We start from the raw sequence: 12,632 nt of genomic DNA, 5'->3' as shown, positions 1-12,632 counted from the left end.
TGTCCCCTATTATTCTGCAACCATCGTCAGTGAACATCTCCTCTGTCGACTGCATCAAGCAAAGCGTAAAACCTAACCTCTTTCTTGCCTCGACCACGGATGGAACGAGAAGAATTTGTAATGAAGGCATGCCTTGTTTAAAGGCGCAACGGTGTGTGGAGCGCGCCCTACCCATACCATGTTGAGTCCGATGCTAAATATACTTTAGCTTTGTTTTAATTCCTTTTCAGTCTCTTCAAGTATGGCAAACAGTTTGTGCTGGTCTTCAGCGATAATTCCGAAATCCGCCATATGGGTTACACATCGTCTAAGTGCGTCAATAATTAATCCAATTCTCCGCACTTCTGATCCGACCAAAAAATCTTGATGGTCAATCTTCAATCTAAACTCTAAAACTTTTCTTTTCGTATGCTTTCGCTTTATCTCTTGATAATCAGGGTGATCCTGGTGTCGAACGATTGCTATAAATGCCCATTCGATAAACGTCGTTGAAAGAGAAGAGTTAGCTAATTTTCGGTTTATCGTACCCTCGATGTTTTTCCGGATCTCCATATAGGATTCCGCAACATCACTCTGTATTTCCTCAGACATCCATATCTTCATAAATCATTGCCTTAGAGTTAATAGTCGGACTTATTTAAAGGTGGCCTTTGGCCCCCATTTGTCGTTTTGTATTCTAAGATTTTTTCATGCTGCCATTGGTGCATCTCTCGTTTTGTTCCCTGTGCTTCAAACACCATTCTGGCATTGTTATCTTTAAGATATTTTTGACTGTAACGTGCTGTGCCACGCGTTGTCTCACCGTATTTCAATATTTCTCCAGTGTCGCGATTCCTGAGGGTATAGCCTTGGGCCGGCTTGGTAGTGTTTAAATTATTTCCATGAAGTGGCTTTGGCGCTGCAGGCGCAGATTCGGACGCGGTTGCCGGCGTTGCCTTTGCGCCTTGAGCAATCGTTCCCACAACCGCTAGGGCCGTTAATGCCGCATCTGCTTGTACTGCTCGCTTTTCTTGCGGAGATAGATTCGAATAATTGCTTGCGCGATTTGCCACGTCCCCTGCGGAATAGCCGGTCAGACCCGCAGCTACCACTGCAGTTGTTCCAGGCAACAGCACTGCGCCTGACCCGATGGCGAAACCGCTACCTGCAGCAATTGCTAAACCCTTGGCACTGCCCCAATTTTCCCCACCGCTTATGTAAAGATTTCGGCCCACGTATACAACAGCACCAAAAGCAGCACCGATACCGCCACTTATGCACATAGGACAATTGCCGTCTGGGTCTTTTAATACAATCGGCGAGTTGTAGCTATATGTGTAGAGCGCTAGGTTCGCGGAATTAAAAACTCCTTGGTTTGGCTCGCCCTCTAGATATTTACCCAAAATCCTATCCGGGCTCTGCCACACACTGGTTCTCGGATCGTAATACCGTGCCCCGTAGTAATACAACCCGGTTTCTTCATCCAATTCCTTGCCGGTAAAGAGGTAAGGCGTGCGCTGCGTATTGCTGCTTTCCTGCACCCAGGTTTCGCCAAACGGGAAGTATTCCAGGTGCTCATACGGCCGCCCGCTCACATCGGTCACATAGCTCGATGACCCGAGATGGTCCGGATGGTAGAAGTACAGGAAATTGTCCTGGTTGGTCGCCGTGCCGCTGCCCGGGGTGGCCGGTGCCGGGTTGGCATAGTGCGGGTTCTTTTCCAGGTTGCGTGCGCGCTGCGCCGCCACCGCGCTGCGCTGCTGGATGCCCATGGCATTCAGGATGCCCGAGGCGCGCTGCGCCGGCGCCGGCAAGCGGCTGCTGTTGGCGTTGGTCGTGCCGCTGGGTACCGTGCCGCCATTGAGCGCTTTCACGCCCGGCACCAGGGCGGTCGCAATCCGGGTCGTGCCGATGAACACGTGCTTGCTTGCCACTTCGCGGTTCCTGACCGTGAACCACTGGTTCACGTACACGGTTTCGCCTTGCGGCCCGCGCTTGATCACCCGCTCACCCTGGTCGTCGTAGACATAGCTCTTTTCATGGCCATTGTCGAAGAGCGACTGGATGCGGTTTTCATCATCCCAGATGATGGTGCGGCGGGTGCCATTCCTGTCATGGTCCCAGCCGGTCTGGTTGCCATTGGCATCAAACCGGTAGCTGCGCTCGCCCAGGTGGGTGACGGCATGCGGGTGCACGCTGGCGTATTCGTAATTCCAGCGGTAGCTGGTTTTCTTTTGCTCGATCGCCTTGCCGCCCGGCTGCACCACTTCATGGCTTTGGACCTTGCTCGTGATGTTGTGGATGCTGTCGTACGCCATGCTGAGGCGGTACTGGTCGCGCTTGTTGGGCGCGAAGTCGTACGTGCCGGTCGCACTGGTCAAGCGGTACAAGTCGTCGTAGCCAAAGCTTTGGGTGGTCGGCCCGCCAAAGCTGTTGGCCGGCGGGATCGCGACCCGGTTGTTCAAGCCCAGGATATTGCCGACGTTGTCGTAGCGGTACGCCAGATTCTGGAGCGTGCGCCCCTGCCCGCTGGCTTCCAGGCTGTTCAACCGGCGGTTTTGCGGGTGGTAGGTGTACTGGGTGCGGATGCCGTTGCCGTAGGCCATGTACGCGCGCTGCTCGAACTTGTCGTATTCCAGCCTTGTTAAGTACGTGAACAGCTGGCCCTGTTTCTGGCCTTGGGCAAATTGCACGTTGCCGCCGGCGTCGTAGGCGAAGCTCAAGACTTCCCCATCCGGGTAGACCAGGCGCTGCAAGCGGCCAAAGGTGTCGAACAGGTAATCGGTGGTCCAGACTTCCGGGCTGTTGGCGCTGTTGCCCTGGGTCTTGGAGGCGATGGTTCGGACTTCGCGCACGGTTTCGCCGAGCTTGCCATAGAAGCGCTCTTCGCGGCCGCTCTGGTCGTCGACGGTCACGATGCGCCCGGCCCGGTTGTACGGTGCCTTGGGCGCGCCATAGGTATAGGTGATGTCATTGCCCGGGAAGGTCGGGTAATTGACTTTCACCAGGCGGCCATAGTCATAGGTGTAGCGGATCGTCTTGTGCTGGGCCGCCAGGTTGGCCGTGACTTTGCCGGTCAAGTTGCCGGCCAAATCAAACTCGCTGGTGACCAAGCCCGTGTCCGGGTTGTCCAGCGCAATGCGGCGGCCGAGGTTGTCGTAGCTGGCCTGGGTCAGGTAACCGCGGTCATCCCGCACTTCGATGATTTGCTTCAAGGGATCGTAGCGGTAGCTGGTCCAGATCGATTGGCCGGCGTTGAATTCCTGCACCGCCGTGATCTGTTCCTGCACATCGCGGTAGCTGACCTTTTGCTTGCCGTTGGCATCCGTCACCACGGTCTGGAATTGCTGCACGCCATTGCGGTCGGCGCCGAAGCCATACGCCATGGTGGTGAAGGTGTTGTCCGGCAGCGTGGTGCGGGTGACGCGATCCAGCACGTCGTACTCGGTCCGGGTCGGGGCAACGCTGTCGACGGCTTCATTGAAAATGCCGGCGCGGCCCAGCGCTTCGGTGACCGGGTAATACTGGGACACGGCGCGGCCGAAGGCGTCATAGACAATGCGGCCGGAGACGCTCATCACATCCAGCGGCGCGGTGGTGGCGCCAGTGAACAGGGTGATGTCTTTCTTGGTCTGGATCACGCGCTTGATGCCGTCGGTGAACAAGACCGTGTCGATCGGGTCGGCGGCGTTGCGGTACACATCGAGGTGCCGGGTACGCGCCCATGGCGTCGGCGCATCCGGGTGGTACTCGAAGCGGATGGTGGCGTCGCCAGTGCCGGTCTGGTACGGGCCGGTGATGGCTACCACGCGGCCCACCGTGTCATACGCGGTTTCGGTGGCATTGCCGTTGGTGTCGATGGTCGACGTGACCTTGCCGTATTTCAGGTTGTAGGTCGCCGTCGATGACAGGCCGAAGCTGTCGACGATGCCGGTGATATGGGTATTGACCACCGGGTCGTAGCTGTACGCGAGCGCGTAGCGCTGGCCGCGGTGGTTGACCGGGCCGGTCACGCTTTGGATCGTGCCGTTCGGGTTGTAGGCCAGATCCGTGGTCGCCGCCTGCCCGTTGCCGACGTACTGGCGCACTTGCATCAGGTTGCCGGTGCCCGGGGCATAGGTCGCCTCGCGCTCGCGCATGACGCGCCCGGCGCCTTCCACCGTGATGCGGGTCGGCTTGCCGACGATCCAGTTGGTGGTGTCGCTGGTGTAGGCGATCGTGGCTTTGACATCGTCGTCGGCGCCGGCATCGCCTGCGTCGAAGAATTCGATGACATTGCCCAGGTCGTCGTAGCGGTGGGTGGTGTACGTCTGCTTGCCGGCGCTCGCCTGCCCTTCATACCAGGCGGAATCGGTGCGGATCAATTGCGGGAAGCGTGTCTCGGAGCGGTTCTCGTCACCCGTTACCGCCGCGCCATCGGCGACCACCACCACGTTGTACTGGTGCTTGGTCTCGGTATAGGCACGGCCATTGCCGTCTTCCAGCACGTTGCGCGCCAGGAGGCCCTTGGTGTAGTAGTCGCGGTTGTGATATTCGCTGATGTTGCGCCGGTAGGCCGCTTCGCCCCGGGCGATATCGCGCTGGGTTTCCGTCACCTTGGCATAGCCGTAGAAATCGCGTTCTGCGCGGTCGTAGTAGCCGTCGGCGTAATCGTAGGTGGTGAGCAGCTTGTCCACGCCGTCGCCAGGATGACCGTCGAACACCGTGGTGCGGCTCAAGACCCATTTCGAGTGCGGCTGCTCGTAGGTGTTGCCGTCGCGGATGTAGTCGAGGTCGATCACGGCGCCGAGCGGACGGGTGATGCGCTTCAGCAGGTTGGTGCGGCCGATCGGGTTGCCGCCGACTTGCAGTTCACTCGCTTTTTCGGAGGCGACGTAGTCCACATACCCATCGCCATCCATGTCGCGGAAGCCGACTTCCGGGCGGCCCATCGATGTCGAGAAATTGATACCTGGGTTGATAACGAATTTGGCAGTACCAAAGAAGGTAAACCCATAGGTGAAATAGGCACCACCGCCGAGCGAAACATGCTTTTCGAGCGATACTTTGCCGTCCTGGTTCGCCGGCCAGACAATCGGATTGGTAAAGCCGTTACCGGTATTGAGCCGGACGGTGAACGGATTGCCAGCGACGATCTTATCCGGCAAGCCGTCGCCGTTGATGTCGAGATAATTCTCATCGCTCTCGGACTTACCGATGGTAAGGCTCAGGCCACCGCCCCAGCTGAGGTTGTCCTTTTGATAGCCAAGACTGATGCCGCCGCCGGCATCCAGGCTTCGGCCATGGTTGAGGATGCCGCCGCCCCATTGCTCGCGGGCGGCAAAGCGATAACCCAGATTGAGAGCCACAGTTCCGTCTTCAAACACCTTGTCTGGCAGTCCATCGCCATTGATGTCAATCAGCTCGTTTTGGGTATCAGCCTTGCCGGTACCAATATTGGCACTTAAGCCCAGCGATGGCATATCCATTCCCTGCTGAGCGGTTGTCGCATTTTTGCTTGTATCGCCTGCGACCGTGCCACGCGCTGTTGCAATGGCACGCGCGATATTGCCGGCCCCATCGGTACTCGCACCGTAGGTTTCGTTGTCGCTTTCCCGCGCAGAACCAAGCCCTACATTCCTGATATCGCCTTCCAGCGGGCCGGTCATGCTTGTATATTGCACGCCTCCCTGGCTGATTACATCCGGATAGCGGTCGCCGTTCAAATCCTGGAATTCGAGCTTGCTACGGCTGTTGCCCTTGCTGCCCGTAATACCGACCGAGACTGAGTCGTTGACGGACTCGGATATCCGGGTGACTGCAGCGGCGCCGGCAAACTGAGATCCGGTAGGCATGCGGATATCGTCGAGGCCAAGGCGCGAGGAACTGATCTCGGCGGCCTTGACCCATGCGCTGTCATCAACACCGCCCCATGACATCGTCGTGGGATTCGGCACAAACGGATAGACGCGCATGTTGTTCGCATCGGTCTGCTGGGTCAGGACCAACGCCGACTGGTCAATGGGTTTGGTTGCCCAGTCTCCGTTGCCGTTATATCCGACCGCAGCCCATCCCCGATATGGCTGGGCAAACAGCCCTTCATCGGCCGGCACGTGAATAGCGGCCGGGGCCGGTGCGCCAGCCACGGTGACATTCAGATTAGCCGAAGCAAAGGCGGCATCCCGGGCGCTGAGATCGAAATAGATCTGATCGCCTGTGGCCACCGGCACATTCAACGTGACGGTTTGCGTGACTGTTGAGCCCGTGCCGGTAACGCTGACAATTTGCTTGGCAAGCAATGCCCCACGCTTCTTGACAGTAAATACGGCATTTGCCTGCTGGCCAGATGCCAACCCGTTCATCTGCAGCGTCGCCTGAACCGGAATCGTTCCCGTGGCAGCGGCAACATAGAACTGCTGAGGAACGGCCAAACCATCGACCGGATACAGGTCCATGTCGTAAGGCGCCCGGACCTGGAGTACATAATTGCCCTGGTCGTCAGTTACCCGATCAACGCCTTGTGCGCTGGTGTAAAAAGCTACAGGCGCAAGTTTGACGAGGGTGGCATCGATGGGAGAATCGACCAGGATATGCCAGGCCAGCACGTCATTCTGGTTGACTGCCAAATCCTGCGACAGATCGATGGCAGCGACTTCGGCGAAGCCCAGCGTGCGGCGGAAGACTTCCGACCCGTTACGGGTCACGGAGAGAGTGACGTCATCCGTGGTCACGCCTGTTTTTTCCCACTTGCCACCCAAGTGCAAGGTGCCAGTCAGAGGTACAGTTATCGATGCCTTGCGGCCGGCAAGCGTGAAGTCCTGCGAGGAGCGATACGCGTAAACCGGCAGATTGTTGACATCGGTACGGGAAGCATCGACATTCAGATAGCTGACTTGCGCATCCCAAGCTACCTGATCGTATGCACCATCGAAAACCGATTGCACACGGAAGTAGAGCCGATCACCCCGTCGCACTGGCACCGAAGCCACGCCGGTCGGAGTGTGAACTGCGTAGTCTGTAGCTGCGATCGACGTTGACCACAGCTCGGCACCTTCAAGCTGGATAGCCACACGAACACCGTCTGCCCCGTTATAGGTTGCACGATCCGGTGTTTTATCTTCGAGCAAGCGCACCGGCGCATTGATCTGCACGATGCCATCATAAGGCGCTACCCAACGGCGCACCGTATCGAGCAGCGGAAATGCTGCAGCACGTTCCACCTCAATCTGGCTTGCATCCTCAAGGATTCCGTTGGTATTGATCACACTTGCGCCAATAACAACAGGCGTATCGGCACTGTTGGTGCTGAATGTCGGTACACCAGCCGCATTGACGTAGCCGAAAAGTACGCGTCCTCCGCTTACCAGATCAATCAACCCATCGCCATTCACATCGCTGAAATAGGTATCTGCTTGATTGATACTGCGATTATGGTCCACCATTGCAGCCACGCCAGGTGCAACGTGTGTTTCGACACCAATTGTGGTCGAGGTGACTTTCTCCCGCGATATGGCGGGCAGGCTGTCCAGCCTGACGTCATCGCCGAATGTCGGTGTGCCGCGCGGTCCAGACAGATTCGGGCGGTAATAAAATCCGCCCGCGCCCTTGAATACTTTGTCCGGCAAGCCATCACCATTCATGTCCGCCATGGCAATCAAGGTTTCGCTGCCGGATTTGCTGTAGCCGATCTTGGGGCCAACAGTGACCAACTTACTACTCGCGTCTCCCACACCGACACCGACATACAAATGTCCCCCGGCGCTTTCGCTCTTGCTGCCACCCAATGCACTAGCCAATCCCTTGCCTAGCAGGCCGGCGCTGACACTGTCGCTCCCGATATTCCAGTCAACTGGTGACGAGAACCCATGGTAGTTCCCCGCCGTATCGCGCGCGTCATCGAAGTACTCGAAGTCATGATGGTTGAACTCGGTCATGCCGTCTTCGCCATACTGCGTGACTTTCGTCAGCAGGGTCTTGGTGAAGGCTCCGGTCCTGTAATCGAAGCTGTAAAGGCGTACTAGCGGGTTGGTTTCGCTGTTGAGGGCCACATCAATGCCTGTCAGCCGCTGGTCCATCACCGTCTTGAACCCTGCGCGGCCATCGACCACTACATCGGTGCGTCCGCCCGCCCGGCTGAAAGTCACCTGGTACGGCCCGGTTCCGCCCTGGCTGCCGGTGTAATTGATGCGTCTCAGGTAAATCTGGCGCCATGGTTCGCCGCCCGCACCGCCGTTGACGATGTCATAGCCGTACACGATGTTGTTGCCGTTGGTATCGCGCACTTCCTTCAGAGCCCAGCGGAAGACGTTGCCCTTGCTCCCCGGGTCGGCCAGGATCGCATTCTTGTCCTGGCCGCCTTCCGGCGTGCCGCCATAGAAGAAGCGCATGCCGTTCTTGTCGGTGACTTCCCACCAGTAATTGGCTGGCGCATCGCCGTGCCGCACAATGCGGCGGAACTGGCCTTCGATCCGGGTATGGAACCGCTTTTCGGCGCTGCGCGGCTTCAGTTCGCCGCGGTGCGCCACCGGTGTGAGCGGTTCGCCATCGAGCACATAGGTTTCGGTTTCCAGGGCCGCGTCATAGCGCGGCACGCCCCAGCGGGTATCGATGGAGACCGACTGCAGCGCGATATCCCAGCCCAGGCCCATCCAGCCATTGCCGCCGCCGGAGTTGTATTGCACGGCGAGGCTCGGCTGCATGCCATTGCGTCCCGGCGGCAATTCGATCGGATACGACAGGCGCGCGTCGCCCATGTTGTTGGCTTTGGGCGGCTCGATCAGGTTGATTTGCGCGCCCGGGTCGGCAGCCTTGATGTCCTTGATGGACGTCGGGTTCAGGCTGGCGGGATTGGGATGATCCGGCACCGTGATGGTGGCGTTGATCATGTCGGTGAAGTGGTCGGTATAGCTGACGATCACGCCCTTTTGCGCGTCCACTTGCGCGCGCTCGAGCGGCATCCAGCGGCCGGCTTCTTCATCGAAATAGAAGGTGGTGACGTCCTGCTCGGACTGGCCGGGCGGGATCGCATTGCGGTCGTATGGCAGGGTGACCTGGATCTTGTTCTTGAAGTGCGCGCCATGCGGGGTGAAGCGGTAACCTTTCGGCGGCCCCTTGGTGACGTTGGTCATGCCGGCGTCCAGGCGCGGCACGTCGGTGTCGCGCAGCGGCGTCATGCCGAAAGTGAGTTCGGTATCGAGCGCGTTGGCGCCGATGTCGAGTTCCGCGCCGCTATAGGCGAGCTTGCGGGCTTTGCCCGGCGGGACTTTCGCATACAGGGTCGACAGGCCATCCTTGCTCGCGATCACCGGATCACTGTAACGGTTCAGCTGCACGACCTGGCGCACTTCCGTGGCATCCGGATAGACTGCTTTCACTTCCACCGACCAGGGATCGCGGTCGGCCTGGTCCAGCAGTCCCAGCTCTTCCTTGCTCACCGTTACGCCGAAGGCGCCGTCGACTTGCGGCACTTCGGTGCCGCCGACGTACACGCGGGCGGGGCCACTGCCGTTATCGAGCGGGGCCAGGAAGCCGCGGATATAGGCTTGGCGGCCGACGAACTGTCCATTGTCCGGATAGGTGACCCGCAGGGCCGGGGCGCCGGCCTGCTGTCCGGTGCCGGACCCCGACACGACCAGCTCGCGCACATCCCCGGTGACGCTGCTGCCACCCTGGAAAGTCAGGCGCACGCCATCGACGGCGAAGCTGCTCGGGTAGTTCAGGTCATTCCAGCCGGCGACCAGGGAGCTGGCATTGAATGCGGTATAGCTGGAATCGACCCAGTTGCCATTGCTCAGGAAGGCGACATTGATCTTGCCGCCCAGGGTGCCGGCGATATTGAGCCGCAACCCAGCCACCTGGGTCGGCTTGTCGAACAAGGCGTCGAGCGTGGCCACGCCATTGGCGATGCTGCTCGCGGCATACGGCGCCCAGCCGGTGCCGGTGTCGCCATCGTAGGCCGCCGTGCTGCCGGTACCGGAGGCAACCACTTTCTGAACGAAATTGGTGCCGTCTTCCAGCTCGAAGACGATGCGCACATTGCGCACGCTGTAGATGCCCGCGGTGCCTGCTGCGAAATCGATGGCATTGCTGCCTTGCTTCAACCAGGCCGGATTGATGGATTCGATCTGGGTGCTCCAGGTGTCCGAGCGCTGCAGCAGCCAGTCGCCCTGGGCGGCATTGCCATTGATGGCGCGGATGCCCGAGCTCCAGTGCGACAAGCCATTTGTTTCATAGACCAGGTAGGCACGCTTGGCGTCGGCGGGATGACGGTTGATGTCGACCGTGAAATGGTTGTCGCTTGGGTCGTCGGGCGCGGCGCTGTTGCTGCCGATGACGCCCTGGGTCGGCGTGGCGGCATACGAGCGCCCCTGCATCGGCGGATTCTTGGAATCGACCAGGGTCACCAGCTGGCTGCCATTGCCGATGAAGCTGCGGATGGCGCCACCCCAGACTTCGATTTCCTTCAAGCCGCTGGACGCGCTGCCGCCGGCAGGGGTCAATTCGATGCGCAAGCGCGGAGTCGTAACGGAACTCGCGGGGCCAAAGCTGTTCCAGGTCTCCGGCAAAGCCGTCAGATCCAGGTTTTGCAGGCCGGCGACCGGTTTCCAGCTATTGCCGGACTGGGCCTGGACATTCGCCACGAAGGGCGCGGCACCGAAGAATTTGAGGCTGCGGATCTCGGTCGCGGCATCGAGCGTGAGAATGACGACCTGCCCGGATGCGGGGCTATACGCCGTGCCGGTATCCCGGTCGCTTAAGCGCTGCACATCCGGGTCGATAACCGATTCCGTGGCAATGCTGGCGGGAGTGAGCTTGAGCGTGTCCTGAGTCGGGGCCACCGCGCGTGACAGCGAAGCGAGCGTGGCGAGGGACAACAGGCCTAAGGCAATGGCTTTGCTGGCGGAGGGCAAACGGGCCGGCAGCAGGCGGCGGCGCATGGCGCGCGCGCAAATCGCGAAGGACGCAAACAAGTGACACTCCCTGTATTTTTTGGATCCAGGCCTTGCAGCAGCTGGCCCGTTGTTTTTTTGTCGTACTCCGCTTTTAACTGCCGGTGATTGACGGGCGGAAATTATTACAAAGGCATTTCTAAATGGAAACTGATAAATATCAAGGTGTTGTTTTTTTATTTATGCTAGGCCGCACTCCCATGTTTATGGGATTGGCAGTCAGCGCTGCGATGGTGTAGCGGGCATCCCGTTGGAATTGGCTGCACGAGGGATGTAGATGAACTTCCAGTCGGAGTAGCGGGTCTTGCCTTCCAGCGCCTGGTTCGCTTCGCTGAAATTGGCCTTCTTGCGCGGCTCCTTGTCGGACAGGCTGTAGACGCCGATCACACCGCCACCCGGGCCCGGCACCAGTCCCCACTCGGCCTTGCCAGTGACCGGATCGACATAGATCCGCCGAAGGAAGCGCTGCACATTGGCATAGCGTGCATCCTGCAGCAATGCTTCCAGGCTTTTCGGATATTCCTTGATGGGGCCCGGCGTGCGCTCGTAATACAGTTCGATGGCATGCCGGAACTGGTTGCCCACGAAGAGCAATTCCCTTTCCTGCTCGCTTTTCCGGGCGGCCGACCAGATCGTTCCCACCGAAGCGAGCAGCAGGCCCATGAGCGCCACCAGGAAAATGATGCCCATGTAAGTAAAGCCGGATTGCCCACGCCTGGAAGGAAACATGCAGGCGTTCGCATGGCTCGCGCGAGCCGTCACTGGCAAGCGGGCTGAGCAAACAGACGGGACGTGCTGCATGGCCGCTACCAATCCTTGTAGGCCGAACCGTCGCGTGCCTTGCCGGGCGCGCCGCTCCTGATGTCGTACACGCCGCCCTTCTCCGCCTGTTCCGGCGGCACGATGAGCCAGGTTGTCGCACTGTCGGTGATGGGATCGAGCGCAACCCTGCGCAGGTATTTTTTCGTGACGAGGTCTTCGAGCGTTTCCGGATACTTGCCGTTATCGCCGTAGTATTTGTCGATCGCGTCGCGCATGCTGGCCAGGTTCTGGCGCAGCACCGCTTCCTTCGATTTTTCCACGTTGTTGAAATAACGTGGCGTGGCCAGCGTGAGCAAGAGTGCAAGGATGGCCATCACAACCAGCAGCTCAATCAGCGTAAAGCCGAAAGACCCGCGCTTTGCGGCCGCACCTGCCTTCACCCGGTTGTCCATTCGCTTCATGATCATGCTCTTCACCATTGGCGATAGGGGATGCCGTTCAATCCGGTCCCCTGCGAACGGGAATAGACGTCGAACACATCCTCCCCTTCCTGCGGGTCGTCGGCAGGACTGGCATAACTGCGCTTGCCCCAGGTGGCATCCGCATCCATGCTGCTGTCCGCCACCATCGGATCCCGCGGCACCCGGCGTAAAAAATACAGCTTCGACCTGCCGGGATCCTTGATGTTTTCCACCCCTTCCACGAGTGCGTTCAGGGAAGGCGGGTAGCCGGATTCCTGTGCCGAACGCGCAATCTTGCCTTCGTCCGCCGCCTGCTTGTAGGCATCGATGGCTTCCCGGATCTGCCGCAGGCTGGTCCTCAACTCCTGTTCCTTCGAGCGCTGCACGCTCACTTCCGCAAGCGGCAAGGCAATCGAAGCCAGCACTGCCACGATCGCCACCGTGATGACCAGTTCGAGCAGGGTGAAGCCTCGATGCTTATGCGCAGCGCAGATCATGGCTG

General features: G+C 59.2%; 5 protein-coding genes. All 5 read right to left on the bottom strand.

All coding sequences use genetic code 11. The features are described from left to right. Nucleotides 1–204 precede the first annotated feature (204 nt). Nucleotides 205–591, bottom strand: a complete 387-nt coding sequence (locus HGHM_RS22445; RefSeq protein WP_161603797.1) for an Imm44 family immunity protein — start codon at nucleotides 589–591, stop codon at nucleotides 205–207. A 29-nt stretch (nucleotides 592–620) separates the two neighbouring features. Then, nucleotides 621–10,928, bottom strand: a complete 10,308-nt coding sequence (locus HGHM_RS21845) for a SpvB/TcaC N-terminal domain-containing protein (RefSeq protein WP_019143026.1) — start codon at nucleotides 10,926–10,928, stop codon at nucleotides 621–623. 198 nt (nucleotides 10,929–11,126) lie between these two features. Further along, complete coding sequence (locus HGHM_RS18330) at nucleotides 11,127–11,636, bottom strand: type II secretion system protein (protein WP_019143025.1); 510 nt, start codon at nucleotides 11,634–11,636, stop codon at nucleotides 11,127–11,129. Between the two features lie 77 nt (nucleotides 11,637–11,713). Next, the gene (locus HGHM_RS18325) at nucleotides 11,714–12,130 is read right to left on the bottom strand and encodes a type II secretion system protein (protein WP_245549328.1); all 417 of its coding nucleotides are present in this window, start codon (nucleotides 12,128–12,130) and stop codon (nucleotides 11,714–11,716) included. A gap of 11 nt (nucleotides 12,131–12,141) precedes the next feature. Then, complete coding sequence (locus tag HGHM_RS18320; protein ID WP_019143023.1) at nucleotides 12,142–12,627, bottom strand: type II secretion system protein; 486 nt, start codon at nucleotides 12,625–12,627, stop codon at nucleotides 12,142–12,144. Nucleotides 12,628–12,632 lie beyond the last annotated feature (5 nt).

The sequence above is a fragment of the Noviherbaspirillum massiliense JC206 genome (genome assembly GCF_000312045.1).
GTDB lineage: Bacteria > Pseudomonadota > Gammaproteobacteria > Burkholderiales > Burkholderiaceae_D > Noviherbaspirillum > Noviherbaspirillum massiliense.
Note: the sequence above shows the minus strand (reverse complement) of the source record. Positions and strands in the feature narration are given on the sequence as shown.